The following is a 23704-nucleotide window of genomic DNA, read 5'->3' as shown; positions in this document are numbered from 1 at the left end:
AAAAGCATATAAATCGGCTCCCTTTCCCCCTCGCCCCCTTGGGGGAGAGGGCTGGGGTGAGGGGGAAAAGATCTCCCTGACACCCCACCAAAGTTTGCCCAACGAATTCGAGGATCTTGAAAATGTCCACAATGATACGTCCGGCCCTGAGCCTGCTGGTGCTGATGACCCTGGTCACCGGCGTCGCCTACCCACTGGTGGTGACCGGTGTCGCGCAAGTCGCATTTCCCGCCCAAGCCAACGGTAGCCTGGTGCACGACGCCGACGGCAAAGTCCGCGGCTCGTCGCTGATCGCGCAGGATTTTGTCGGCGATGCGTGGTTCCATCCACGGCCATCGGCTGGTGCGTTTGCCACGGTTTCCAGCAGTGCGAGCAACCTGGCACCGAGTAATCCGGCACTCGCCACGCGGGTGATCGACGACGCCAACAAATTGCAGGTTCCGGGGCAAGGCCCGGTGCCATTGGCCTTGTTGACCACCTCTGGCAGTGGCCTCGATCCACACTTGCCACCGGCGGCAATTGCCTATCAACTGGCGCGAGTTGCGGCAGCGCGAAACGTGCCGGTGACGACCTTGCAGCAACTGCTCGATGCGCACATCGAACAGCCGCTGGTGGGGCCGCCAGTGGTGAATGTGCTGGAGCTGAACATGGCACTGGAAAAACTGTAAACCGGCGGCGCGACCCTTCGCGAGCAGGCTCGCTCCCACAGGAATACGCGTTCCAAATGTGGGAGCGAGCCTGCTCGCGAAGGGGTCATAACAGACACCGAATCAACATCAGCAAAAGAGAACATCAAGCATGAGCGACTCCGGCCGCGCCGACGCGCTGTTAGCAGACCTGCCCCGTGACGGCCGTGGCCGGTTGAAAGTGTTTCTCGGCGCCGCCCCCGGTGTCGGCAAAACCTACGCCATGCTCCAGGCCGCCCACACGCAATTGCGCCAAGGCGTGAAAGTCATCGCTGGTGTCGTCGAAACCCATGGCCGTGCCGAAACCGAAGCGCTGCTCGGCGGCTTGCCGCAGCAACCGTTGGTGCGCTCGGAATACCGTGGCGTGATGCTCGAAGAAATGGACCTCGACGGCATTCTCGCGGCCAAGCCGAAACTGGTGCTGGTCGATGAACTGGCCCACAGCAACGCCCCCGGCAGTCGCCACACGAAACGCTGGCAAGACATTCAGGAACTGCTCGCCGCCGGCATCGACGTGTTCACCACGGTCAACGTCCAGCACCTGGAAAGTCTCAATGATCAGGTGCGCGGCATCACCGGTGTGCAAGTGCGCGAAACCCTGCCGGACTGGGTCCTGCAAGAAGCCTACGAACTGCTGCTGATCGACCTGCCCCCGCGTGAATTGCTCGAGCGTCTGCGCGAGGGCAAGGTCTATGTGCCGGAGCAGGCGCGCGCGGCGATTGATGCGTTTTTCACCCAGACCAACCTCACCGCATTGCGCGAACTGGCGATGCAAACGGCCGCCGCGCAGGTCGATAACGATCTCGCCCAAGGCTATCGCCAACTCGGTCAGGCGGCGCCGGCGGTGCGTGGACGCCTGCTGGTCGGCGTCGATGGTGATGCGCAGGCCGAACGCCTTGTGCGCCACGCCAGTCGCGTTGCCCAGCGCCGGCATTTACCGTGGAGTCTGGTGCATGTCGACAACGGCACTGTACGCGACGAGCAATCGCGTCTGCGCCTGCAAAGCGCTCAGCAACTGGCCGAGCGCCTGGGCGGTGAAGTGGTGTTGCTGCGCGCCGGTGAGGTGGCGAAAACCCTGATCCAGCATGCTGCCGAACGCCGTGCGAGTCTGGTTCTGGTTGGGCAGTCCCGGCCACGTCTGCGCCGGCGTCTGTTCGGCGGTGGACTCGCGGCGCGTCTGTTGCGTCAGGCTCACGGGCTGGAGATCAACGTCCTCGACAGCGATCAGCAACAGCAGCAACCGCGCCCGCGCAATGCGCTGAACGTGGTGTGGTTCGACTATGCGCTGGCGCTGGTCGCCACGGTGTTGGCCAGTGCATTGGCGTGGGCGGTGTCGAGTGTGTTGCCGTTGCCGAACATCTCGCTGGTGTTCCTCGCGGCCGTGTTGCTGGTGGCGGTGCGCAGCAGTCTCGGCCCGGCGCTGGCCTGTGCCGCACTGTCGTTTCTGACCTATGACTTTCTGTTCATCCCGCCGAAGTTTTCCTTCGCCATCCAGCGCGAAGAAGACGTCCTGACGCTGTTGTTTTTCCTGCTGATGGCGGCGCTCACCGGCAACCTCGCGGCGCGGCAGCGTCGGCAACTACAGGCCTTGCGCGACACCCAGGAAGAAACCACCGAACTGCTCGACCTGTCGCGCAAACTCACCGCCGCGACGGACCGTCAGGCAGTGGTCAGCGCCGCCGCGCAACACCTCAATGGCTGGAGCGATCTGCAATTGTGCCTGCTCAACCGTGACGGGCAGGGCGGCTGGAAGGTCGAGACCGGCGGACCGCTGGAATTTACCGAGTCCGAACGTGCCGCCGCCGACTGGGCCTGGCAGCATGATCAACCGGCAGGCATGGGCACTGGCACGCTGCCGTTCGGACGTTGGTGGTGGTGGCCGCTGTCGGTCGAGGACGGGCCGCTGGCGTTGCTCGGTGTTTGCGCCAAAGAAGGCCAGACCCTGAGCGGTCAACGTCGGCGTTTGCTCACTGCGTTGAGTCAGCCGCTCGCCCAAGCGCTGGCGCGCGCGCAGTTGGCCGATGACCTCGAAGCCGCGCGCCTGCACGGTGAAACCGAACAACTGCGCAGTGCCTTGCTGGCCTCCGTGTCCCACGACCTGCGCACGCCGCTGACCGCCATGCGCGGCAGCATCGACAGCCTGTTGGCCCTCGGCGAAGCGATCCCGCTGGAGGATCGTCGTGAACTGCTCGAAGGCACTCGCGATGAAGCCGAACGCCTCGATCGCTACATCCAGAATCTGCTCGACATGACCCGCCTCGGCCACGGCGCGCTGAAACTGGCGCGGGACTGGGTGTCGCCCGCCGACATCGTCGGCAGTTCGCTCAATCGCCTGCGCGCGGTGCTCGCGCCATTGCAGGTCAGCACCGATGTGCCGGCCGAGTTGCCGCTGTTGTTCGTGCATGCGGCGCTGATCGAACAGGCGCTGGTCAATGTATTGGAAAACGCCGCACGTTTCTCACCCGCGCACGGTCGCTTGCAACTGAGTGCGGGCGCGAATGACGAGGAGATTTTCTTCTCGGTCAGCGACGAGGGGCCGGGGATTCCCGAGGATGAACGGGCGAAGATTTTCGACATGTTTTACACCGCTGCCCGGGGTGATCGCGGGGGGCAGGGCACCGGCCTCGGCCTTGCAATCTGTCAGGGCATGGTCGGCGCGCACGGCGGTCGTATCAGCGTCGCCGACGGCATCGACGGACACGGCACCTGCATTACCTTGCACTTGCCGTTGCAGACCCAGCCGGGAATGGACAATGAAGCCTGATCGCGACTGCGCTACTCTCTTGCCAATCTTTTGTGTTGATGTGAATTCATGAGCCAGACCGCGACCATTTTGGTCATCGACGACGAACCGCAGATCCGCAAGTTTCTGCGCATCAGCCTCGCTTCCCAGGGCTACAAAGTGCTCGAGGCCGGCACCGGTGCCGAAGGGCTGGCGCAGGCCGCACTGAACAAGCCGGACTTGTTGGTGCTCGACCTCGGTTTGCCGGACATGGACGGCCAGCAGGTGCTGCGCGAGTTTCGCGAGTGGGCCACGGCGCCGGTGCTGGTGTTGTCGGTGCGCGCCAGCGAAGGGCAGAAAGTCCAGGCGCTGGATGGCGGTGCCAATGATTACGTGACCAAACCGTTTGGCATTCAGGAATTTCTCGCCCGGGTTCGTGCGTTGTTGCGTCAGGCTCCGGCAGGGGAGGCGCAACAGGCGGCGCTGACGTTTGGCCCGCTGACGGTGGACCTGGCCTATCGGCGGGTGTTGCTCGACGGTGTCGAAGTGGCGCTGACCCGCAAGGAATACGCAGTGCTGGCGCAACTGGCACGGCATCCGGGACGGGTGATTACCCAGCAGCAATTGCTCAAGGATATCTGGGGGCCGACGCACACCGAGGACAGCCATTATCTGCGGATTGTGGTGGGGCATTTGCGCCAGAAACTGGCGGATGATCCGACGCGGCCGCGGTTTATTGTCACTGAGGCCGGGGTTGGCTATCGGCTGTTGAGTGATGTTGGCTGATCTGGCCTCTTCGCGAGCAGGCTCGCTCCCACACTGGATCTGCGTCGTTCACAAATCCCCTGTGGGAGCGAGCTTGCTCGCGAAGATGTCATCAAACACACCCGAGAAATCAGGCCCGATCACCCCTGCTCACTGTCATACCGATCCAGCGTATCCCGGGCAATCTCGCGTCCCAACGCGATCAACTCTGGCGCCTTGTAAAACTCGAAAAACCGACACACCCGTTTCGGCACGTTGATCAGGATATCCGGCGGATACCCGGCGATCTTGTACTGCGCCAGCGAGGTCTGCATGACCTCGAAACTCTGGTTGATCAAGTCCAGCAACGAGGCCGGCCCAACGTTATCGATGATGAATGAACCGGTGGCCGATTTCGGTGCGCCTTCACGCTCGGGCGCGGCCGCCGGTTGCTGGCTCTCCGGCTCGGCGCCGTCAAGCCAGGGGTTAATGTCCGCCGCTTCGGCGCGCAGCGCTTCCTGTTCGAGGCGCAGCAGTTGCTCGGCCTGTGTACGGCGGAACGGCATCTTCGATCCCAGTGAACTGATCAGGCTGTCGAAGCGTGAGCGGAACGCCGCCGGGCGCTGGATCACCGGCAATTTGTAGTGACGCTGGTTGGTCGAGTTGAGATTGACCGCGATGATCAGATCGCAGTGGCTCGACACCACCGGCACGATCGGCAACGGGTTGAGAATGCCGCCGTCGACCAGCATGCGATTGCCCTGCATCACGGGGGTGAACAGGCTGGGAATCGCCGCCGAGGCGCGCATGGCCTGATGCAGGCAGCCTTCCTGAAACCAGATCTCCTGTTGATTGGTGAGGTCGGCGGCGACGGCGGTGTAGGGGATGCGCAAGTCTTCGATGTTGACCTCGCCGACGATCTTGCGGATCTGGCCGAAGACCTTTTCGCCGCGAATCGCACCGAGGCGAAAACTGACGTCGACCAGGCGCAAGACGTCGAGGTAATCGAGGCTTTCGATCCAGTTCTTGTAAACGTCGAGTTTGCCGGCGGCATAGATTCCGCCAACCACGGCGCCCATCGAACAGCCGGCAATGCAGGCGATTTCGTAACCGCGTTTCTCGATCTCTTCAATAACCCCGATATGGGCATAGCCCCGGGCGCCACCGGAACCCAGCACCAGCGCAACACGTTTTTTCATCCAGCGTCCTCCCGACAAGGTTCCACAATGCACCCATCGCCGGGCAGGCTCAATCGCCGAAGTCGTTGAGTGCGCCAGTGACGTCGTTTTTTCGCTACTGCATGGCCCTTCAGCGCTATCCTTCTCAGTTGCGTGGTTTCACCCGCCGGCGAGGCACTTTTTCGCAGCCAGACCGTCTTACCTGCACGACTGTTGACCTATTTGAGGTGTGAGTGATGAAAGCCTGGATCTGTGTGCCGTTGATGGCCTTGGCATTGGCCGGTTGCGCCGGTAAAACCGCTTACCGCGACAGCTGCGGCAGCCAGCTCGACGCGGCCTGGCATGAACTGGATCTGGCCAAGGCTGAAGGCTTTGCCGGCACCGTCAGCTACTCCAAAGCGTTGTCGCTGCTGACCGCCGCCAAGACCCAACAGCAATTCGAAGGGTTCGAAGGCTGCAGCAAGAAAGCCGAGAAGGCGCGCTTCTACATTCGCGAATCCCGCGCCGGGCGCTAAGCTGCTGACGTGAAGCAAGGAGGCTGCGTTCACGAAACGGCAGCATGTTCTTCAGAGCCATTTGAATCAGGAGCAAGTGATGTCTGCGTTGGTTGATCGGTTGGTGGCTCATGTCCTGAGTCTGGAAGTGCGGCTGCTGGCCTGTCAGGCGCGCTTGACGGCACGTACCGACCCCGAAGCGCTGCATGATCTGCGCACCACGGTGCGGCGTTTGCGCAGCCTGTTGCGACCCTTGCGCGGTTTGCCCGGGGTCGAGCAACTGGAAGATGCCGCCTCGGCCGTCGGCCAATTGACCACCCCGTGGCGCGATCGCGAGGTGTTGGCGGCCTACCTGCTCGCGCATGATCAGCCTGATGCTGCGCAACGTCGCATGGCGCAAATGGCCGAGGCCTATCCGGCGCTGGCGGCGAGTGCCGAAGTGGCCTCGCTGCTGATGATTCTCGACGCGTTCCCGCGATTCCTGCGCGCTTCCCAGCGTCAGGGCTTGCTCAAGGGTTTGGACAAGCGCATCGAAAAACGCTTGGGCAAGCAATGGCAGAAACTCGACGAGGCGCTACACGACCCGGCCCACGACCGCCATCGCCTGCGCTTGTTGATCAAACGCGTGCGTTACGGCATCGAAGCCTATCCCGAACTGGACCGCTTGCCCGAGGCGGCGCTGGCGCGTCTCAAGTCTGCTCAAGGCGCGTTGGGTGACTGGCACGACTGCTGGCAGTGGCTGGCGAAGGCCGAGCTTGAGGCTGATTTACAGCCCTGTGTCGCCACTTGGCAGGCGACCATGATCAACGCCGAAAGCAAGGCTGATCGCGTGCTGGAAAAACTCAGTTCAGCCTGTTTCAAATAACCTGAGCCCCGCGATATCCCCTGTAGGAGCTGCCGAAGGCTGCGATCTTTTGATCTTGTTGTTAAAAATCAAAATCAAAAGATCGCAGCCTTCGGCAGCTCCTACAGGGTTTTGTGACTAAATTTGAAATACGGTAAGGCCTTTCTGTCAGCCCATTTGACCGGAATAGACGCTGCGGCGCTGTGCAGGTCTGGTTAAGATTCCTGCATTCCTTTCTCGTTTTCTGAGGTTGCCATGCGCTTTAGCGATCTGCTCGAGGCGGTCCGCCGTCAACCGGAACTGACGATCCCTGCCGAATGGGGCCAGGGCCGTGCCAGTTTCGGTGGCCTGGTGGCCGCGCTGCAATACGAAGCCATGCGCGCGAAAGTCCCAGCGGATCGTCCGGTGCGTTCGTTGGCGATCACCTTTGTCGGCCCTGTCGAACCCGAAGTCCCGGTGAGTTTCGAAGTCGATGTACTGCGCGAAGGCAAGGCCGTCAGCCAGGTCATGGGCCGGGCGATGCAGAATGGTCAGGTGGTGACGATCGTTCAGGGCAGCTTCGGTGCTTCGCGGCCCTCGGAGGTGGCAGTCGAAGCGTATCCGGCGCCATCAATGAAGCACTGGGACGAATGCCAGGAGTTGCCGTATATCAAAGGCGTGACCCCGGAGTTCATGCGCCATCTGGCGATGCGCTGGAGTGTTGGCGGTATGCCGTTCACCGGCACTCAATCGCGGCTGATGGGCGGCTGGGTGCGCTTGCGCGGAGATGTCAAAGAAGAGCCGGTCAATGAGGCGCATCTGCTGGCCTTGGTGGACGCGTGGCCGCCCGCGCTGTTGCCGTATCTGAAGAAGCCTGCCCCCGGCAGTACGCTGACCTGGACCATTGAGTTCGTACAGCCGCTACACGATTTGAGCACGCTGGACTGGTGCCAGTACCTCGCCGACATCGAGTACGCCGCCGACGGCTATGGCCATGTGGCCGCCAAGCTGTGGAGCGCGGAAGGTGAGTTGATTGCCATGAGTCGCCAGACCGTCACGATTTTCGCCTGACTCAATGCCGACGGTGGCGCTCACGCCAGGCGCGCCACCAGCCGCCACTGAGAAAGAAGCGCGGAAAGGTCAGAAACTGCTCGACCAATAAACGCGACATCGCGTCTTTACGATCACTGAACGGCTCGGAGGCTTGCGCCTCCAGGCTGTGGCCATGACGCTGCAAACCCAGCGCCGCGATGATGCCGATTACGCCGATGGCGACGCTGGCCAGACTCAGGCTGAACACCCCGGAGACGATCAGCAGAAACGCGACGATGAACAACGGCACGGCAATCAGGTGCAGCACCAGATTGGTCGGGTGCTGATGATTGCCCGGGTAAGCGCGCCATTGCCACGCGGGAAGGTTGGGGTGACGTTTGCCCATGTTGACTACTCCTCGATCCATGTTGAACACATGGTTGAAGAATAGGCCCGGGCGCGGAGGGCGGCGAATCAAGGTTGGCTATTGGCATCATAGGGATGATGGACAAAAAAGATCGCAGCCTTCGGCAGCTCCTACATTGAAATGCGTACATCTGTAGGAGCTGCCGAAGGCTGCGATCTTTTGATCTTCAGAGTTTCAACTGCCCAATTGCTTTGTTGAGCTCCCCAGCCAGCGTCGCCAACTCATTGCTGGTCGTCGCCGAATCCACAGTCTGCTGCACAGTGTTCTCGGTCACATCGCGAATACTCACCACTGCCCGGTTCATCTCCTCGGCGACCTGGCTTTGCTGCTCCGCCGCCACGGCAATCTGCGTATTGCTTTCACGCATCTGCGCCACCGCGCCGGTGATTTCCGCCAGCGCCTCGCCAGCTTCTTGCGCTTGCTGCACGCAGTCGTCGGCCTTGTACGAGCTTTCCTGCATGAAATCCACCGCATCGCGGGTGCCAGCCTGCAGCGCCGAAACCATGGTGGTGATCTCGTCAGTCGAGGTCTGCACACGTTTGGCCAAGTTGCGCACCTCATCGGCCACCACCGCAAAGCCTCGGCCCATCTCACCGGCGCGGGCGGCTTCGATGGCAGCGTTCAGTGCCAGCAGGTTGGTCTGCTCGGCAATGCTGTGAATCACGCTGACCACGCCGTTGATCTTCTGGCTGTCTTCGGCCAGCCGTTGAATCATCTCGGCCGTTTGCTGCACTCCGCTGGAGAGTCCGGCAATCGACTGCTGCACTCGCGCGACGACTTGCTGACCGCTGCCGGCGAGACCATCGGCGGTCTGCGACAGGTCGCGGGTGGCGCCGGCGTGCTGGGCGATGTGGTAAACGGTGGCGGTCATTTCGTTGATCGCGGTGGCGGCCTGATCGGTTTCGCTCTGCTGGCCGAGCATGCCGTGGCGCACTTCGTTCATGCTCGATGCCAGCCGCGCTGCGCCGACATCCAGTTGCCGCGCGGTATTGGCCACCGTGGTGACGACACGTTGATAACCGGCCTGCATCGCGTTGAACGCATTGGCCATCTGCCCGACCTCATCTTTTCCGGCCAGCGGTACGCGAGCCGAGAGATCGCCGCTTTTCTCGACGTGGAGCATTACGTCTTTCAAGGTGTTGAGCTGGCTGAGCAGGAAGCGAATCAACAGTTGTGAGGCGCACAGCATGGCTAACATCAGAATGAACACCGCCGCTGCATAGTTGGCGAAACGCTCACTGAAGACCTGGCTCAGGCTCGGGCCATAAGCAATCACCGCAACCTGCTGGCCATCGGCACGACTGAACACCTCAGCGCCCATCAACGGATTTTCGCCGAACAACGGCATGTAATTGATGTCGTTCCAGCCGTTGCGTTCAGTGATTTCCAGCAAGGGTTGATCGTTCAGGCGCGGTGCTTCACCGCGTTTAAAGGTCAGCACTTGATCCGCCTTCGGCAGCGGCTGCCCGGCCGGCCAGGCCTTGAGCAATTGCGCCTGGGTTTGTGCGGATACTTGTGACGCGTGACTGCGCGCCTGTTGTTCGAGCTGCACGGCGTACAGCACCAGCAGCAGGGTGGTGACGAAGGCGACCGCATTGACCGCCCAGAATTTGTATTTCAGCGAGATATTGCTAAGCCAGGCACCCATGGAGGTCTTCTCTGATAGCGGAAACAGTTTTGGCAAGGTGCCAGCATTGTGCCGCTATGCAGAAGGCTCTATTTGATGTGGGTCAAGAGATCAAAAGATCGCAGCCTTCGGCAGCTCCTACATTCGGATGGCGTACACCTTGTAGGAGCTGCCGAAGGCTGCGATCTTTTGCGGCATTACGCCAATGCCGGGAGGTTGTAGAACGTTCGGGCACAGGCAGTGGTGTGCGCCGCCAGATCTTCCTCGGTTTCGCCGCGATGCAACGCCACTTCACGCAGCACTTCAGTCAGATACGCCGGCTCATTGCGCCCGTTCTTCGGTTTCGGCCGCAACGTGCGCGGCAACAGATACGGCGCATCGCTTTCCAGCATCAACCGTCCACGCTTGATCTCTTTCACCAGCGGATGCAAATGCGTGCCCCGGCGCTCATCGCAGATCCAGCCGGTAATACCAATGTGCAGATCCAGATCGAGGTAGCTGAACAGGGCTTTTTGCTCGCCGGTGAAGCAGTGCACCACAGCGGCCGGCAGGTGATCGCGGAAGTCCTTGAGGATTTCCAGCAGGCGCTGACTCGCGTCACGTTCGTGCAGGAACACCGGCAATTGCAGCTCAACGGCCAGCGCCAGATGCTCTTCGAGGACTTTTTCCTGCTGTGGGCGCGGCGAGAAATCCCGGTTGAAATCCAGCCCGCACTCACCCACCGCGACGACATTGGACTCCTTCAGCAAACTGCGCAGGCGGCGCGCGCTGTCAGCGTTCCAGTCACTGGCCGAATGCGGGTGAATACCGGCGGTGGCGAACAGTCGCTGGCCGCTTTCATCGAGTTGCTGGCACAGCTCCAGGGCTTGCTCGCTGCCCTCGACGCTGGTGCCGGTCAGCACCAGTTGGCAGACTCCGGCGGCATAGGCGCGCTCGAGCACGGCCTGATGTTTGTCGGCGAAACTGGGATTGGTCAGGTTGACGCCGATATCGATGAGTTGCATGGTTGCTACCTCGGGCCGAAGGCCGGAAAGCATACCAGAGCTGTAGATTCATAAGAAAAGCCAAGAACTACAACGAGTTATAGCTGTCTGTTGATGCCGCGACGCAGACCGGTTTGGTAGAAGTGCCATTACTGTGCCAGTCTCTCGCACGTTGCCAGCGCTCATGGCGCTCTGTTTTCGTCGGTGATTTCGATCTTTTAACGATGAAATCGCCCCGTATTCTTTCCGGAGAGTGGATGGTTCGTCCCTCGGTTTTGCTCCTGTTGTGTGGCTCGCTGCTACTGCCGATGACGGCGGTCGCGCGCCTGCCCGGGCCACTACAAGCCGTGCCGGCAGCCAAGGTGCGTGACCTGTCCGAGATTCGCAGCAGCCGCGTGTTGCGCGTACTGGTCAACCAGAGCCGCAACAGCTCCGGCGAAGTCCAGGGCCAGGCCATCGGCGTTGAATACCATCGTCTGCGCGCCTTCGAGCAATACCTCAATGGCCATGCCCGCGACGGCCAGGAAATCACCCTCAAGATCATTCCCAAAGCCAAGGATCAATTGCTCGGCGCCTTGCAACGTGGCGAGGGTGATCTGGTTGCGCCGGGCGAATTGCTTGAGCTGCAACCGGGCTATGCGGTTGCCAGTAGCGAACCGATCGCCAGCAACGTGCCGCTGGTGCTGGTCGGGATCAAGGGCGAGCGGCGTTACACCAAGGTCGAGCAGCTTTCCGGCAAAACCCTGGCGTTGCCCACCGGCAGTGCGGCGGGGGAGGCGGTCAGTCAACTCAATCAGAAACTCGCGTTGCACAAACTGGCACCGATCAAAATCGAATGGGTCGATCCGACCCTGGCCGTCGAAGATGTGCTGGAGATGGTGCAGGGCGGGATTTTTCACCTGACCATCGTCGAGCAACCCATCGCCGAGCGCTGGGGCAAGATTCTGCCGAAGCTGCGTTTTGACCGGCAACTGATGATCAGCGAGCCGGGCGAGGAGTACTGGTTCGTACGCCGCGACGCCTCAATGCTGCGTGCAAGCATTGATCGCTTTCTCGGCGGTTACAAGAAGCCATCCAATGAAGATGCGGCGTTTCTGCGCATCTATCGCCGTCTCTATCAAGTCCACTATCCATTGGCCAAGGCTGATCGCCAGCGCCTCGAAAAACTGCGCCCGACCCTGCAAAAGCATGCCGACGCGCAGAACATGGACTGGTTGAATCTGGCCGCGCTGGCGTTCAAGGAATCGGCGCTGCAACCCAACGCGCGCAGTGGCAGTGGCCCGACCGGGCTGATGCAGATCACCCCGTCCGCTGCTCAGCGCGTCGGCGTCAACAACATCCAGAATCTCGATGCGAATGTGCAGGCCGGGGCCAAGTACCTGGCGATGATCCGTCGCAAGTTCTTCAACAGCCCCAAGCTCAATGAGCGTGAACGCATGGCGTTCACCTTGGCGGCCTACAACATCGGCCCCGAGCGCGTGCAGGGCATGCGCGCTGAAGCCCGGCGACGTGGGCTGAACCCCAACCAGTGGTTCTTCCAGGTCGAGCGCATCGCCATGGAGCAGGTAGGAATGGGGCCGGTCAGCTATGTTAATAGCGTGAACAAGTATTACTTGGCGTTCGACCGGGAGCGGGAGTCGCTGGAGCCCGGGGCGCAAAAAGTCGTCTCACGGAAATGATCTAATAAACTGATTGTTATGGCGGAATAATTGCGCTTTTAACATGAGATTTACTGATTAATATAGCGGCCAACCAACACTCACAACTTCTCGCAAAAACAAGGAATGCCCCATGAGCTCTCTGATCAACAAAGTACTGTTCACCCGCGCCGGCTACGGTCTGACCATTCTGCGCATCGCTGTCGGCGTGATCTTCGCCGCTCACGGGTCGCAAAAACTCTTCGGTCTGTTCGGTGGTTATGGTTTGGCAGGCACCGCCCAGTACATGGACAGCATCGGTCTGCACCCGGGCTACCTGATGGCGACGCTGGCGGGCGGTACTGAGTTCTTCGCTGGCCTGGCGTTGATCATCGGCCTGCTGGTGCGCCCGGCGGCGTTGGGTCTGACCTTCCTGTCGCTGGTGGCGATCTTCACCGTGCACATCAGCAACGGTCTGTTTATGGCCAACAACGGTTACGAGTTCGCTCTGGCCCTGCTCGGTGGCAGCCTTGCTGTCCTGATCGAAGGTGCTGGTAAGCTCTCAGTGGATCGCGCCATCGCCGGTTAAACGCTCAGGCTCAAGGAAAAGGCCCGCATTGTGCGGGCCTTTTTTGTTGCGGCTGATTCTTGACACTGATCGGTCACGTTCTCTAGGATGTTGCCCATGCGCCGATTTAAACAGCTACTTGCGGGGCGCCAGGTGACTTTCAATAGTTACCGTCAGAAGCCGGAACAGGGCTTCGAAATACCGCTAAAGCGCTGGTTCGGTGTTGCCTCTCACCTGCCATGCAGACTTTTGAGGCAGAGACACGACACGATGAATGCACTACGCCCTCCAGCACGTCCTGCGCCGATCACTGCGCATATCACTCAACGCAACCCGAAAATTCTCCTTGGCGGCAAACATCAGCCGACGCTGTTGCGTTATCTCGATGGCTGGCCACGTCGCAGCGGCGGTCCTGCCGCATTCCTCATCCAGTTTGTCGAAGACGGCGAGTCGCTGGCGCGTTTTGCCAGTGACAGTTTTGATCTGGCGGTGATTCAGACGCCGAGCGCGGAAGATGCGCCGGAGATGATCAAACAACTGGTCCGCGTTGCGCGGCAGGGGCTGATCACTCGCCGTTGATACGCTTCACGGATAGTCGATGGCGACGATGTAAACGAACTGCTCACCGGTTGGCGTCTGCACCCTGACTTCTGCATCCAGTGCCTTGCCGATCAAGGCGCGGGCCAGTGGCGAGTCGATGCTGATCAGACCCAGTTTCAGATCCAGTTCATCCGGGCCGACGATGCGATAGCGCGATTGCTTGCCGTCTTCGTCCTCGATGGTCACCCAGGCGCCGAAGTAGACCTTGTTCGGGTCACTGGGTTTTTCGCTGACGACTTTCAGAGCTTCCAGACGTTTGGTCAGAAAGCGCACGCGACTGTCGATCTCGCGCAGCATTTTCTTGCCATAGGTGTACTCGGCGTTTTCCGAGCGATCACCCTGAGCCGCCGCCTCGCTGACCGATTGCGTCACCTGCGGGCGGCGCACATGCCACAGCTCATGGAATTCGGCGCGCATCCGCGCTTCACCTTCGGGGGTGATCAGCGCGGTGCCGGCAGTGCGGGGAGGGCGATAACGGCTCATGGCAACTTCTTGTGATTAAGACCGCTTGAGTCTATCAACCCTCGCGCAACACTGTCAGTGGACTTGCATTGAGTGCCCGGCGCGTACCGAATACACCGGCACCACCAATCAACGCCGCGCCAATCAATGGCAGCACCAGCAACCATGGGTGCGGGTGCCACGGCAGATCGAACGCGTAGCGATACAGCACCAGACTCACCACTTCCGAGCCGATGGCGGCGAGCAAGCCGCTCACTGCACCGAGCAGGCCGAATTCGATACGCCGCGCCTTGATCAGCAACTGCCGCTCCGCACCTAATGCACGCAACAGCGCACCTTGGCGAATGCGTTCATCCAGTGTCGCCTGCAAGCCTGAAAACAGCACTGCCATTCCCGCTGCCAAGACAAACAACAACACATACTCCACGGCCAAAGTGACTTGGGCAAGGATGCTGCGCAGCTGCTCCAGCAGCGCCTCGACCTGAAGAATGGTCACGGCCGGGAAGGTTCGCGACAGTTCGACGATCTGCTGATCATGACCGGGGGCCAGATAGAAACTGGTCAAATAAGTCGCTGGCAGATCCTTCAGCGTGCCGGGCTGGAAGATCATGAAGAAGTTTGGCTGGAAGTTATCCCAGTTGATCTCGCGCAGGCTGGTGACCTTCGCTTCACGATTGACCCCGCCGACGCTGAACACCATGTGATCGCCGAGTTTGAGCTTGAGGCTTTCGGCGACTTTGCCTTCCACTGATACGCCGGGAACACCGTCGGTTGGCTGATCCTTCCACCACTCACCGGCAGTGAGCTTGTTGCCCGCCGGCAAATCCGCTGCCCAAGTCAGGCTCAAATCGCGCTGCACGGCACGGTCGCCCGCCGAATCCTTGCTGACGATTTGCTGCACGGCTTCGCCATTGATGCTGATCAATCGGCCGGGCACTACCGGATACAGTGGCGCGGCTTGCGCAGACACTTTGATCAGGTGATCGGTGAACGCTTGTTTATCTGCCGGCAGAATATTCAGGGCAAAGTAGTTCGGCGCGTTTTTCGGCAACTGGTTTTGCCAGGTGTCGAGCAGTTCGCCACGCAGCAGCGCAATCAAGGCCATCGACAACAGAATCAGGCCGAACGCCAGCGACTGACCGGCCGCTGCCAAGGGGTGGCGCAGCAACTGGCCCAGGCCCAATCGCCATGGCAGCGAAGCACGGGCGAGCATCCGTCGCAGGCTTTGCAGCAGCAACAGCAGCATGCCGCCCAAAAGCAACGCGGCGACCACGCCACCGCCGAGCAGGGCGAATGTCAGCAGCAGATCGAGACTCAGGCGCCACATGATCAAACCGAGCGCACCCAGGGCGGCGCCGTAAACCATCCAGGTGCTCGACGGTATTGGCAGCATGTCCCGGCGCAGCACACGCAGCGGTGGCACGCGACCCAATGCGGCCAGCGGCGGCAAGGCGAAACCGGCCAATGCGACCAGCCCGGTGCCGATCCCGGCAATGGCTGGAAACAGACCGCCCGGCGGGACATCGGTTGGCAGCAAGTCATGGAGCAGGGCGAACAAGCCCAACTGCGCGAGCCAGCCAAGCAAAGCCCCGCTGAGCGCGGCGAACAAGCCGAGCACGGTCAGTTGCGAACTGAACAGCACCATGGTTTCCCGACGCGACAGACCGAGGCAGCGCAGCAAGGCACTGGCGTCGAAACGGCGACTGGCGAAACGGTTGGCCGACAACGCCACTGCTACACCCGCCAACAACACGGCGACCAGGCTGGCCATGTTCAGATAACGTTCGGCTTTGCCTAGCGCACCGCCAATCTGTCGGTTGCCATCGCGGGCGTCTTGAATCCGCTGGTTCGCGGCGAGCCCGGGTTTGATCAGTTGTCGATAGGTTTCCAGCGCCTGCGGCTCGCCGCGCCACAGTTCGCGATAACTCACGCGGCTGCCGGGTTGCACGACACCGGTGGCGGCAAGGTCTTCGAGGTTGATCATGACCCGTGGCGTGAGGCTGTAGAAGTTGCCGGCGCGATCCGCTTCATACGTCAGCACTCGGGCCAGTTTCAGTGTCTTCATGCCGACATCGATGCTGTCGCCGATCTTCAGATCCAGTGCGGTCAACAGCCGGGCCTCGACCCAGGCTTCGCCGGGCTGCGGTTCGCCACCTGATTCTTCGGTGGCGAACGGCGCTGGCGCACTCTTCAGTTCGCCGCGCAGCGGATAGGCGCGGTCGACGGCTTTGATGCTCGACAATTGAATGCCGTTGTCGGTGGCGATGACGCTGGAAAACTCCACCACCTGCGCATGCTTCAGACGCAGCTCGGTGCCACTCCTGATCTGCTCTTCACGGGCTGGCGAGCTGCCCTCAAGCACCAGATCGGCGCCGAGAAATTCGGTCGCGCGCAGCATCATGGCGCCGTTCAGACGGGCGCCGAAGTAGCCTATGGCGGTACTTGCCGCCACCGCCACAACCAAAGCGAAGAACAGCACCCGCAATTCCCCGGCGCGGGCATCGCGCATGAGTTGACGCAGGGCGAGACTGAACAGACGCAACAGCGGCAAACGTGCCATCAAGGCTCCAGAGGGGCGACCAACAGCCCGGCTTCAAGACGGATCAGGCGCCGGCAGCGATGGGCCAGGCGTTCGTCGTGGGTCACCAGCACCAGGGTGGTGCCGCGTTCCTTGTTCAATTCGAAGAGCAAATCGCTGATGCGCTCGCCGGTGTGGCTGTCGAGGTTGCCGGTCGGCTCGTCGGCGAAGAGCACGTCAGGCTCGGCAGCGAAGGCGCGGGCAATGGCCACACGTTGCTGCTCGCCGCCGGAGAGCTGGCGCGGTGAATGCGTCAGGCGCTGGCCGAGACCGACGCGCTGGAGCAATTCGGTCGCACGCTCACGGGCATCTTTGCGGCCGTCGAGTTCCAGCGGCAGCATCACGTTTTCCAGGGCGTTGAGGCTGTCGAGCAACTGAAAGGACTGGAAGACGAAGCCAACATGCTCGGCACGAATGCGTGCACGCTGGTCTTCATCAAGATTGCTCAGGCCCTGACCGGCGAGGATGACTTCGCCGCTGCTCGGAAGATCGAGACCGGCGAGCAGGCCGAGGAGGGTGGATTTACCCGAACCGGACGCGCCGACGATGGCGAGGCTGTCGCCCTTGTTCAGTTCCAGGCTGAGTTCGTGCAGGATAGTCAGTTCACCTTCCGCGCTGGGAACCACTTTGCTGAGGTTCTTCGCGGTGAGAATGCTTGCGCCCATGGAGAATCCGATGCGTGTGTGGTTTTTGAGTGCTGGCCTGGCCTTGATGTGCATGGCCCAGAACGCAGCGGCGGGTACTGTCCTGATCGTTGGCGATAGTATCAGCGCCGGTTTCGGACTGGATACCCGCTTGGGATGGGTATCGTTGCTCGAACAACGGCTCAAACAGGAGGGTTTCGACGACAAAGTGGTCAATGCCTCCATCAGCGGCGACACCAGTGCCGGAGGCCAGGCACGGCTGCCTGCGCTGCTTGCAGAGCATAAGCCGGAACTGGTGATCCTCGAACTGGGCGGCAACGACGGCTTGCGCGGAATGCCGCCAACTCAATTGCAACAAAATCTTGCCTCGATGATCGACAGCTCTCGTCAGAGCGGGGCCAAGGTGCTGCTGCTCGGCATGCAGCTGCCGCCTAATTACGGCAAGCGTTACACCGATGCCTTCGCCGAGGTCTACGGCAAACTCGCCGACGATAAAAAGATCCCGCTGGTGCCGTTTTTCCTCGACGGCGTCGGCGGTCATCCGGACCTGATGCAGGCCGATGGTCTGCACCCGGCGGCCGGGGCTCAGGGCAAGTTGCTGGAAAATGTCTGGCCGACGCTAAAACCGCTGTTATGAGGCTTTTCTAGTGGCAGGCTTTCGGCTAATGTGGCGCCCCCTTATTTGGAGCCCCCGATGTCGCGTTCTGCCTGGTCCCTGTTTGCCTACCAACTGATCGAGCCTGACGAGCAGCTGGATCTGTTCGCCTGCCAGGAAGTGCGGGTGCATCTGGTGACCCGTCAGCTCGAACTCGGTGGCTCGGCCGATCGCACCCTGTGCGGCAGTCTGCTGCCGGCGCAGCCGCGCTGGTCGAGTGTGGATCGCCGGGTGTTTCAGGATCAGCGCTTGTGTTCGCTGTGCCGGGCGATTCTGGAATCGCAGAAGCGCGGCACCTCGCCAATCTGGCCAGAGCTGCGTTTCGAGCTTTAAAGTCAAAAAGATCGTCCGGTCACGGCCCGAGCCTTCGGCAGCTCCTGCATGAAGAGTTTGCCTGCCTATCGGGCCATCTCCCCGAATATTCAAAGCGCGGTGTACAATCGCGCCCTTATACCCTTGTTGATCATGCGAAGGATTTTCCGGATGTTGCCGCGCTTTCCTGCCGTCACCCGCTGCCTGTCACTTGCCGCCCTGTGTGTGGCCGGTCCCGTTGCTGCATTGGAGTTTCCCCTGCCACCACCCGGTGAAGACATCATCGGTCAGGTGCAGGTGATCAAAGCCAAGTACGAAGACACCTTTGCCGATCTCGGCACGAAGTACGATCTGGGCTACTCGGAGATGGTCGCGGCCAACCCGGGCGTCGATGCCTGGTTGCCGGGGGCCGGCACCGAAATCGTCTTGCCGACCCGTTTCATTCTGCCGCCGGGCCCGCGTGAAGGCATCGTCATCAACCTCGCCGAATACCGCCTCTACTATTTCCCGAAAGGCCGCAACGTGGTGTACACGTTCCCGCTGGGTATCGGTCGTGAGGGTTGGGGGTCGCCAATCGCGCACACTTCGATCATCGCCAAGACGCCAAACCCGACCTGGACGCCTCCTGCGTCGATCAAGGCTGAACACGCTGCGGATGGAGATCCCCTGCCAAACGTCGTGCCGGCCGGCCCAGACAATCCATTAGGCCCGTTCAAGTTCACCCTGGGCACGCCGGGGTACCTGATCCACGGTTCGAACAAGAAATTCGGTATCGGCATGCGCACCAGCCACGGCTGCTTCCGCATGTTCAACAACAACGTGCTGGAAATGGCCAGCATGGTGCCGGTAGGCACGTCGGTGCGCATCCTCAACGATGCCTACAAGTTCGGCAGCAGTGGCGGCAAGGTTTATCTGGAAGCGCACACGCCGATCGACGACAAGGGCAACCCGTCGGTGGTCGACAAGCACACTGCGGTGATCAACGCGATGCTCAAGCGTGAAGACGTCACCAGCAATCTGCGCGTGAACTGGGATGTGGTGCGCGATGTGGTCGCGGCCGAAGATGGCCTGCCTACGGAAATCGGCACACCGAATACCTCGGCGCCGATGGTCTCGAATACACCGATCGACTTGCAGCAGTAAGTCGGAGGGCAGAACCCGCCGATGCGTGAAGCGTCGGCGGGTTTTTTATTGCCCGGGCAAAAGCATCAGGCATAAAAAAGCCGACCCGAAAAATCGGGTCGGCTCGATAACAATCCCGAAGGATTATTACTTGCGGCTAGCTTTGTCCAGCATGCGCAGAGCACGCTCGTTAGCTTCGTCAGCAGTCTGTTGTGCTTTTTGAGCAGCAGCCAGAGCTTCATCAGCTTTACGGTAAGCTTCGTCTGCACGAGCCTGGGAGCGAGCAGCTGCGTCTTCAGTAGCGGTCAGACGTGCTTCGGTTTCTTTCGATGCGCTGCTGCAACCGGTAGCCAGAACTGCGGCCAGAGCCAGAGCAGAGAATTTCAGAACGTTGTTCATCGTGTTCCCCTTCAAGGACTTTCAAATTAAGTGGCTGTCTCCTCACGATTGAGGAAATAGCCGGCGTACATACTACCCATTACTTGTAGTAAGTAAACTGACGTGAGGCAAGAAGCAAAAAAAATTGTAGGCGTTGATTCTTTTTCGAGCAACTTTTAACTGCGCTGTTTAAAAAATACCCAGCTGCAAGCCCCGAGCTGAGCGAGTTAATGAGAAAAAGTTCCCGTTGCCAGGTGCTGTTTTTGCAGTCTCGGCCAAAGTATGTCTAGATGAATACGTCCATACTTTTGTTCCGATTTTGCGTGCTGCTTCGCGTATCTTTCTGCATGTTGAGGTGACTTTAAAAAAGGTCGCACGTCTTAAGTCTCAACATCCGGCAATGTTCAGGTGAGCAGCCCGGGAAGATCTTCTTCCAGGCCCCACCCTGCGCCCATCGGAGCACCCCCCGTCAACTCGCTTGATGACGAGCGTACCTTGAGCATTTTTGCCAATGGTGCCTACTATTTATCAGGTGCCAGGTTGCGCGAGATCGGTGTGGCTCTTCTCGGTGTCCATCAGGCACGGGGTGGCGTAGATGTTCCTTCGCCGGAAAAACATCGGTAAGGTAGGGGTCAGAATTCAAGACCCGCGAGGAGTAGTGATGAGCGAGGCGTTGTCCATCCACCATGACCAGGCTGGTCATCAGTTCGAGACCAATGTGGACGGTCATCGTGCCTACCTGACCTATATGGATCTGGGGAAACAGACCCTGGATATCTATCGCACCTTCGTGCCCAACGCCCTGCGTGGCCGTGGCATTGCCGCAGCGCTGACCGAAAGCGCGCTGCAGTACGCTGAAGAAATGGGCTACACGGTGATCCCGTCGTGCTCCTACGTCGAGCGCTACATGGAACGTCATCAGCGCCGCGCCGCCAAAATCTGAATCGCACACACAAAAACGCCGGGCATTGCCCGGCGTTTTTTTATGCCTGTAAAACGCCTGTCAGCTGCGCTGGCGTTTTGGCAGAACATCCTTGAGCTTGGCGTGCATGCTGCGCAGGGTGTTCTCGGTGGCGGACCAGTCGATGCAGGCATCGGTGATCGACACGCCGTATTGCAGGTCGGCGAGGTCTTTCGGAATCGCCTGGCAGCCCCAGTTCAGGTGACTCTCGACCATCAGGCCGATGATCGACTGGTTGCCCTCGAGGATCTGGTTGGCGACGTTCTCCATCACCAGCGGTTGCAGAGCCGGATCCTTGTTGGAGTTGGCGTGGCTGCAGTCGACCATGATGTTCGGCTTGATCTTCGCTTTATCCAGCGCCTGCTCGCACAGGGCAACGCTGACCGAATCGTAGTTCGGCTTGCCGTTACCGCCGCGTAGCACCACGTGACCGTAGGCATTGCCTTTGGTGGTAACGATCGACACGCCACCTTCCTGGTTGATGCCGAGGAAACGGTGCGGGCTGGACACCGACTGCAAGGCGTTGATCGCCACAGTCAGACCGCCGTCGGTGCCGTTCTTGAAGCCGACGGCCGAGGACAGGCCGGAGGCCATTTCCCGATGAGTCTGCGATTCGGTGGTGCGTGCGCCGATGGCCGACCAGCTGATCAGGTCCTGCAGATACTGCGGGGAGATCGGGTCGAGGGCTTCGGTGGCGGTCGGCAAGCCTTTTTCGGCCAGATCCAGGAGCAACTGACGACCGATGTGCAGACCGTCCTGAATCTTGAACGAGTCGTCCAGGTACGGATCGTTGATCAGGCCTTTCCAGCCGACGGTAGTGCGCGGCTTCTCGAAATACACGCGCATGACCAGATACAGGGTGTCGGAAACTTCCGCCGCCAGCACCTTGAGGCGATCGGCGTATTCGTGGGCAGCCTTGATATCGTGGATCGAGCACGGGCCGATCACTACGAACAGACGGTGGTCGGTGCCATCAAGAATGTTGCGAATGACTTCGCGGCCCTTGGTGACAGTGCGCAGGGCAGCGTCGCTCAGAGGAATATCACGCTTGAGCTGATCGGGAGTGATCAGGGTCTCGTTAGAGGCGACGTTTAGGTCGTTGATCGGTAAATCAGCCATCGTTTACTCGTCAGGTCACGGGTGCCGGCCGCCAGCGATCCCCGCGCGGCGGAGCACAGCAGATTTAAGCGCGTCGGGGAGCGGAACCTTAGCGCGTAAAGCGCCTGCTCGACAATGGGCAAGTAACGGTTTAGAGAAGAGCGTCAGTCCAGCACTGGCTGGGCGAAAGCCTTGCGCACGCTGTCGTGGGAGAACTCGTCGGCATGCTGCTCGACCCATTGCAGGGCCAGCGCCTGAATATTCTGCAGGTCCTCGTGGGTTTCGTGCATGCGGCAGTAGCGCTCGATCTGACACACTTGCTCACCCATTCGCGCACTGAACAGCGTCTGCTCATCGGTAAACGCGATGCCCACCAGATAGCCTTTTTTGCGCCGCAGGCACCACGCCACGTAGCCCGGATAACAAATGTCGGCATTGAGTGTCGGCATGCGCACTTGCAGCGCCGTGCCATGGCGCCAGGCACGGTGGTAATTGCAAGCGATGCCGCCGAGGCTGATAGTGTGCAGCTGTTGCCTGGAAATACACTCAGGCTTGAGCAAGGTTAATTCAACCGGCACCTCGTCCGGATGAGGAATGAAACGTCCCATGAGCACAGACTCCCTGTGTCGGCCATTTGACATTGTTTCCCCCAGTATAGTGGTCGAATCCGAACTGACCGATTTCGACGCCGATCAACGGTTGTTGGCGCTGAGCGGCGTATCGCTGGTGATTTTCACCAGCGTCGGCTGCGCCAGTTGCCGTTATGCCCGTGAGGTGTTGCCGGGACTCGATCTGGCAATCGATCAGCTGTGCTGGATCGATGCCGGCGACAATGGCGGGTTGGTCGAGCGCTATCAGGTCTTTCATTTGCCGGCGTTGTTTGTGGTGCGCGACGGCGAGTTCTTTGGGGCATTGCACACGCGCCTGACGGCTGATGCGCTGAACGCGGCGCTGGCGCAGGCACTGGGTCGAATTGCAGAGGAGTTGCCGTGATGGGGGCAGTGAATACACCAGGCTTGGATAAACCCAAGGTGGGGATTATTGGCACCGGCGCAATTGGCGGTTTTTACGGTGTGATGCTGGCGCGTGCCGGGTTCGATGTGCACTTTCTGTTGCGCAGCGAGTTCTCGGCAGTCGCCGAGTGCGGATTGCAGGTGAACAGTGCGGTGCACGGTCAACTGACGTTGAATCCGGTGCAGGCCTATGCCGCGGCGCAAGACATGCCCAAGTGTGACTGGCTGCTGGTCGGCGCCAAGACCACCAGCAATGCCGGACTGGCACCGTCGATCATTCAGGCCGCGAAGCCCGATGCGAAGGTGTTGGTGTTGCAAAACGGCCTCGACGTCGAAGACAGCTTGCGTGAACTGCTCCCAGACTCCCTGCATCTTTTGGGCGGGCTGTGCCTGATCTGCGTGCATCGCGAGGAGCCCGGGCACATCACCCATCAAGCCCTGGGTGCGGTCAATGTCGGTTATCACAGCGGGCCGGCCATGGATAATGCCGAACGCATGGCGCTGGTTGAAGAAGGCTCTGGTCTGTTTCGGGCGGCGGGCATCGATTCGCAAGCGATGCCCAATCTGCATCAGGCGCGCTGGCAGAAACTGGTCTGGAATATTCCCTACAACGGTCTGTCGGTACTGCTCGGTGCGGGCACCACACTGCTGATGGCCGATGCCGACAGCCGCGCTTTGATCCAGGCGTTGATGGCCGAGGTCGTGCAGGGGGCCAAGGCATGCGGGCTGGAGGTGCCACCCGGTTATGCCGATTTCCTGTTCACGATGACCGAGAAAATGCCTGACTACCGGCCGAGCATGTACCACGACTTTTTGCACAAACGACCGCTCGAACTGGAGGCGATCTATGCTCGGCCACTGGCGGCGGCGAAAGCGGCGGGATGTGAACTGCCGCGGATCGAAGCGCTGTATCGAACGTTGAGTTTTATCGACCGACGCAACACTTGAGTCGACTTTTTG

General features: G+C 60.5%; 25 protein-coding genes. 15 read left to right on the top strand and 10 right to left on the bottom strand.

Annotation, left to right across the window (positions count from 1 at the left end; genetic code table 11):
* Positions 1 to 122 precede the first annotated feature (122 nt).
* From kdpC to BK670_RS22560, 3 genes are all read left to right on the top strand, one after another.
* Positions 123 to 668, top strand: a complete 546-nt coding sequence (gene kdpC, locus BK670_RS22570; protein ID WP_123453063.1) for a potassium-transporting ATPase subunit KdpC — start codon at positions 123 to 125, stop codon at positions 666 to 668.
* A 130-nt stretch (positions 669 to 798) separates the two neighbouring features.
* Positions 799 to 3450 (top strand): sensor histidine kinase, encoded by a 2652-nt coding sequence (locus BK670_RS22565; RefSeq protein WP_123453061.1) that lies wholly within the window; start codon positions 799 to 801, stop codon positions 3448 to 3450.
* A 48-nt stretch (positions 3451 to 3498) separates the two neighbouring features.
* Complete coding sequence (locus BK670_RS22560) at positions 3499 to 4194, top strand: response regulator (RefSeq protein ID WP_047598664.1); 696 nt, start codon at positions 3499 to 3501, stop codon at positions 4192 to 4194.
* A 119-nt stretch (positions 4195 to 4313) separates the two neighbouring features.
* Here the strand turns inward: BK670_RS22560 and BK670_RS22555 are convergent, their stop codons facing one another.
* On the bottom strand, positions 4314 to 5351 hold the full coding sequence (locus BK670_RS22555; protein WP_123453059.1) for a patatin-like phospholipase family protein: 1038 nt from the start codon (positions 5349 to 5351) through the stop codon (positions 4314 to 4316).
* Between the two features lie 215 nt (positions 5352 to 5566).
* Between BK670_RS22555 and BK670_RS22550 the strand changes: the two genes are divergently transcribed.
* The 3 genes from BK670_RS22550 to BK670_RS22535 all read left to right on the top strand — a co-directional run bounded on the left by BK670_RS22550 (position 5567) and on the right by BK670_RS22535 (position 7718).
* Complete coding sequence (locus tag BK670_RS22550) at positions 5567 to 5845, top strand: hypothetical protein (protein ID WP_007908543.1); 279 nt, start codon at positions 5567 to 5569, stop codon at positions 5843 to 5845.
* Between the two features lie 79 nt (positions 5846 to 5924).
* Complete coding sequence (locus tag BK670_RS22545; RefSeq protein WP_123453056.1) at positions 5925 to 6689, top strand: CHAD domain-containing protein; 765 nt, start codon at positions 5925 to 5927, stop codon at positions 6687 to 6689.
* 234 nt (positions 6690 to 6923) lie between these two features.
* Positions 6924 to 7718: an acyl-CoA thioesterase gene (locus BK670_RS22535; RefSeq protein WP_064120268.1), complete on the top strand. Its 795-nt coding sequence runs from the start codon at positions 6924 to 6926 to the stop codon at positions 7716 to 7718.
* Between the two features lies 1 nt (position 7719).
* Here BK670_RS22535 and BK670_RS22530 read toward each other — a convergent pair whose 3' ends face one another.
* The 3 genes from BK670_RS22530 to BK670_RS22520 all read right to left on the bottom strand — a co-directional run bounded on the left by BK670_RS22530 (position 7720) and on the right by BK670_RS22520 (position 10737).
* Positions 7720 to 8085 (bottom strand): DUF962 domain-containing protein, encoded by a 366-nt coding sequence (locus tag BK670_RS22530; RefSeq protein WP_095048527.1) that lies wholly within the window; start codon positions 8083 to 8085, stop codon positions 7720 to 7722.
* Positions 8086 to 8272: 187 nt separating this feature from the next.
* Complete coding sequence (locus BK670_RS22525) at positions 8273 to 9754, bottom strand: methyl-accepting chemotaxis protein (RefSeq protein ID WP_123453054.1); 1482 nt, start codon at positions 9752 to 9754, stop codon at positions 8273 to 8275.
* Positions 9755 to 9930: 176 nt separating this feature from the next.
* Complete coding sequence (locus tag BK670_RS22520) at positions 9931 to 10737, bottom strand: TatD family hydrolase (protein WP_123453052.1); 807 nt, start codon at positions 10735 to 10737, stop codon at positions 9931 to 9933.
* Between the two features lie 236 nt (positions 10738 to 10973).
* Here BK670_RS22520 and BK670_RS22515 point away from each other — a divergent pair, with 236 nt between their 5' ends.
* The 3 genes from BK670_RS22515 to BK670_RS22505 all read left to right on the top strand — a co-directional run bounded on the left by BK670_RS22515 (position 10974) and on the right by BK670_RS22505 (position 13500).
* The gene (locus tag BK670_RS22515; protein WP_123453050.1) at positions 10974 to 12395 is read left to right on the top strand and encodes an MltF family protein; all 1422 of its coding nucleotides are present in this window, start codon (positions 10974 to 10976) and stop codon (positions 12393 to 12395) included.
* Positions 12396 to 12507: 112 nt separating this feature from the next.
* On the top strand, positions 12508 to 12942 hold the full coding sequence (locus BK670_RS22510) for a DoxX family protein (RefSeq protein ID WP_007908568.1): 435 nt from the start codon (positions 12508 to 12510) through the stop codon (positions 12940 to 12942).
* A gap of 249 nt (positions 12943 to 13191) precedes the next feature.
* Positions 13192 to 13500 carry a class I SAM-dependent methyltransferase gene (locus BK670_RS22505; protein ID WP_123453048.1) on the top strand — a complete coding sequence of 103 codons (309 nt, stop codon included), beginning with the start codon at positions 13192 to 13194 and terminating at the stop codon, positions 13498 to 13500.
* A 6-nt stretch (positions 13501 to 13506) separates the two neighbouring features.
* Here BK670_RS22505 and greB read toward each other — a convergent pair whose 3' ends face one another.
* From greB to BK670_RS22490, 3 genes are read right to left on the bottom strand one after another with little or no spacing between them, the layout of a single operon-like run.
* On the bottom strand, positions 13507 to 14004 hold the full coding sequence (gene greB, locus BK670_RS22500) for a transcription elongation factor GreB (protein WP_003226818.1): 498 nt from the start codon (positions 14002 to 14004) through the stop codon (positions 13507 to 13509).
* A gap of 34 nt (positions 14005 to 14038) precedes the next feature.
* Positions 14039 to 16543, bottom strand: a complete 2505-nt coding sequence (locus tag BK670_RS22495; protein WP_123453046.1) for an ABC transporter permease — start codon at positions 16541 to 16543, stop codon at positions 14039 to 14041.
* Complete coding sequence (locus BK670_RS22490; RefSeq protein WP_007908572.1) at positions 16543 to 17226, bottom strand: ABC transporter ATP-binding protein; 684 nt, start codon at positions 17224 to 17226, stop codon at positions 16543 to 16545. Before BK670_RS22490 ends, BK670_RS22495 begins: the two co-directional genes overlap by 1 nt.
* Positions 17227 to 17236: 10 nt before the next feature.
* Here BK670_RS22490 and BK670_RS22485 point away from each other — a divergent pair, with 10 nt between their 5' ends.
* The 3 genes from BK670_RS22485 (at position 17237) to BK670_RS22475 (ending at position 19315) form a co-directional block, all read left to right on the top strand.
* Positions 17237 to 17842 (top strand): arylesterase, encoded by a 606-nt coding sequence (locus tag BK670_RS22485; RefSeq protein WP_016985507.1) that lies wholly within the window; start codon positions 17237 to 17239, stop codon positions 17840 to 17842.
* 57 nt (positions 17843 to 17899) lie between these two features.
* Positions 17900 to 18193: a hypothetical protein gene (locus BK670_RS22480; protein ID WP_007908575.1), complete on the top strand. Its 294-nt coding sequence runs from the start codon at positions 17900 to 17902 to the stop codon at positions 18191 to 18193.
* A gap of 150 nt (positions 18194 to 18343) precedes the next feature.
* The gene (locus BK670_RS22475) at positions 18344 to 19315 is read left to right on the top strand and encodes a L,D-transpeptidase family protein (protein WP_123453043.1); all 972 of its coding nucleotides are present in this window, start codon (positions 18344 to 18346) and stop codon (positions 19313 to 19315) included.
* Between the two features lie 126 nt (positions 19316 to 19441).
* On the opposite strand, the gene oprI is transcribed toward BK670_RS22475, so the two are convergent.
* A complete protein-coding gene (gene oprI, locus BK670_RS22470) occupies positions 19442 to 19693 on the bottom strand; it encodes an outer membrane lipoprotei OprI (protein ID WP_003199355.1) in 252 nt (83 codons plus the stop codon).
* Between the two features lie 640 nt (positions 19694 to 20333).
* Between oprI and BK670_RS22465 the strand changes: the two genes are divergently transcribed.
* The gene (locus BK670_RS22465; protein ID WP_003226804.1) at positions 20334 to 20615 is read left to right on the top strand and encodes a GNAT family N-acetyltransferase; all 282 of its coding nucleotides are present in this window, start codon (positions 20334 to 20336) and stop codon (positions 20613 to 20615) included.
* A 60-nt stretch (positions 20616 to 20675) separates the two neighbouring features.
* Here BK670_RS22465 and BK670_RS22460 read toward each other — a convergent pair whose 3' ends face one another.
* Together BK670_RS22460 and BK670_RS22455 are read right to left on the bottom strand one after the other, a co-directional pair.
* Entirely contained in the window at positions 20676 to 21752 is a 1077-nt protein-coding gene (locus BK670_RS22460) for a 3-deoxy-7-phosphoheptulonate synthase (protein WP_016985505.1), read from the bottom strand.
* A 143-nt stretch (positions 21753 to 21895) separates the two neighbouring features.
* Positions 21896 to 22339, bottom strand: a complete 444-nt coding sequence (locus BK670_RS22455; RefSeq protein WP_123453041.1) for a PilZ domain-containing protein — start codon at positions 22337 to 22339, stop codon at positions 21896 to 21898.
* Between BK670_RS22455 and BK670_RS22450 the strand changes: the two genes are divergently transcribed.
* Together BK670_RS22450 and BK670_RS22445 are read left to right on the top strand one after the other, a co-directional pair.
* Positions 22338 to 22724, top strand: a complete 387-nt coding sequence (locus tag BK670_RS22450) for a YbbN family protein (RefSeq protein WP_123453039.1) — start codon at positions 22338 to 22340, stop codon at positions 22722 to 22724. The two genes, BK670_RS22455 and BK670_RS22450, sit on opposite strands and share 2 nt — an antisense overlap.
* Positions 22724 to 23692 carry a putative 2-dehydropantoate 2-reductase gene (locus tag BK670_RS22445; protein ID WP_123453037.1) on the top strand — a complete coding sequence of 323 codons (969 nt, stop codon included), beginning with the start codon at positions 22724 to 22726 and terminating at the stop codon, positions 23690 to 23692. Before BK670_RS22450 ends, BK670_RS22445 begins: the two co-directional genes overlap by 1 nt.
* Positions 23693 to 23704: the final 12 nt, after the last annotated feature.

The organism is Pseudomonas fluorescens (assembly GCF_003732425.1).
Taxonomy (GTDB): Bacteria; Pseudomonadota; Gammaproteobacteria; order Pseudomonadales; family Pseudomonadaceae; genus Aquipseudomonas; species Aquipseudomonas fluorescens_BE.
Note: the sequence above shows the minus strand (reverse complement) of the source record. Positions and strands in the feature narration are given on the sequence as shown.

Coding starts and splice junctions, on each gene's coding strand:
- BK670_RS22480 (WP_007908575.1), top strand. CDS start 17,900: ATGTCGCGTTCTGCCTGGTCCCTGTTTGCCTACCAACTGATCGAGCCT.
- greB (WP_003226818.1), bottom strand. CDS start 14,004: ATGAGCCGTTATCGCCCTCCCCGCACTGCCGGCACCGCGCTGATCACC.
- BK670_RS22475 (WP_123453043.1), top strand. CDS start 18,344: ATGTTGCCGCGCTTTCCTGCCGTCACCCGCTGCCTGTCACTTGCCGCC.
- BK670_RS22535 (WP_064120268.1), top strand. CDS start 6,924: ATGCGCTTTAGCGATCTGCTCGAGGCGGTCCGCCGTCAACCGGAACTG.
- BK670_RS22515 (WP_123453050.1), top strand. CDS start 10,974: ATGGTTCGTCCCTCGGTTTTGCTCCTGTTGTGTGGCTCGCTGCTACTG.
- BK670_RS22555 (WP_123453059.1), bottom strand. CDS start 5,351: ATGAAAAAACGTGTTGCGCTGGTGCTGGGTTCCGGTGGCGCCCGGGGC.
- BK670_RS22560 (WP_047598664.1), top strand. CDS start 3,499: ATGAGCCAGACCGCGACCATTTTGGTCATCGACGACGAACCGCAGATC.
- BK670_RS22510 (WP_007908568.1), top strand. CDS start 12,508: ATGAGCTCTCTGATCAACAAAGTACTGTTCACCCGCGCCGGCTACGGT.
- BK670_RS22565 (WP_123453061.1), top strand. CDS start 799: ATGAGCGACTCCGGCCGCGCCGACGCGCTGTTAGCAGACCTGCCCCGT.
- BK670_RS22520 (WP_123453052.1), bottom strand. CDS start 10,737: ATGCAACTCATCGATATCGGCGTCAACCTGACCAATCCCAGTTTCGCC.
- BK670_RS22465 (WP_003226804.1), top strand. CDS start 20,334: ATGAGCGAGGCGTTGTCCATCCACCATGACCAGGCTGGTCATCAGTTC.
- BK670_RS22445 (WP_123453037.1), top strand. CDS start 22,724: ATGGGGGCAGTGAATACACCAGGCTTGGATAAACCCAAGGTGGGGATT.
- BK670_RS22455 (WP_123453041.1), bottom strand. CDS start 22,339: ATGGGACGTTTCATTCCTCATCCGGACGAGGTGCCGGTTGAATTAACC.
- BK670_RS22545 (WP_123453056.1), top strand. CDS start 5,925: ATGTCTGCGTTGGTTGATCGGTTGGTGGCTCATGTCCTGAGTCTGGAA.
- BK670_RS22450 (WP_123453039.1), top strand. CDS start 22,338: ATGAGCACAGACTCCCTGTGTCGGCCATTTGACATTGTTTCCCCCAGT.
- BK670_RS22550 (WP_007908543.1), top strand. CDS start 5,567: ATGAAAGCCTGGATCTGTGTGCCGTTGATGGCCTTGGCATTGGCCGGT.
- oprI (WP_003199355.1), bottom strand. CDS start 19,693: ATGAACAACGTTCTGAAATTCTCTGCTCTGGCTCTGGCCGCAGTTCTG.
- BK670_RS22490 (WP_007908572.1), bottom strand. CDS start 17,226: ATGGGCGCAAGCATTCTCACCGCGAAGAACCTCAGCAAAGTGGTTCCC.
- BK670_RS22530 (WP_095048527.1), bottom strand. CDS start 8,085: ATGGGCAAACGTCACCCCAACCTTCCCGCGTGGCAATGGCGCGCTTAC.
- BK670_RS22460 (WP_016985505.1), bottom strand. CDS start 21,752: ATGGCTGATTTACCGATCAACGACCTAAACGTCGCCTCTAACGAGACC.
- BK670_RS22495 (WP_123453046.1), bottom strand. CDS start 16,543: ATGGCACGTTTGCCGCTGTTGCGTCTGTTCAGTCTCGCCCTGCGTCAA.
- BK670_RS22505 (WP_123453048.1), top strand. CDS start 13,192: ATGAATGCACTACGCCCTCCAGCACGTCCTGCGCCGATCACTGCGCAT.
- BK670_RS22525 (WP_123453054.1), bottom strand. CDS start 9,754: ATGGGTGCCTGGCTTAGCAATATCTCGCTGAAATACAAATTCTGGGCG.
- BK670_RS22485 (WP_016985507.1), top strand. CDS start 17,237: ATGCGTGTGTGGTTTTTGAGTGCTGGCCTGGCCTTGATGTGCATGGCC.
- kdpC (WP_123453063.1), top strand. CDS start 123: ATGTCCACAATGATACGTCCGGCCCTGAGCCTGCTGGTGCTGATGACC.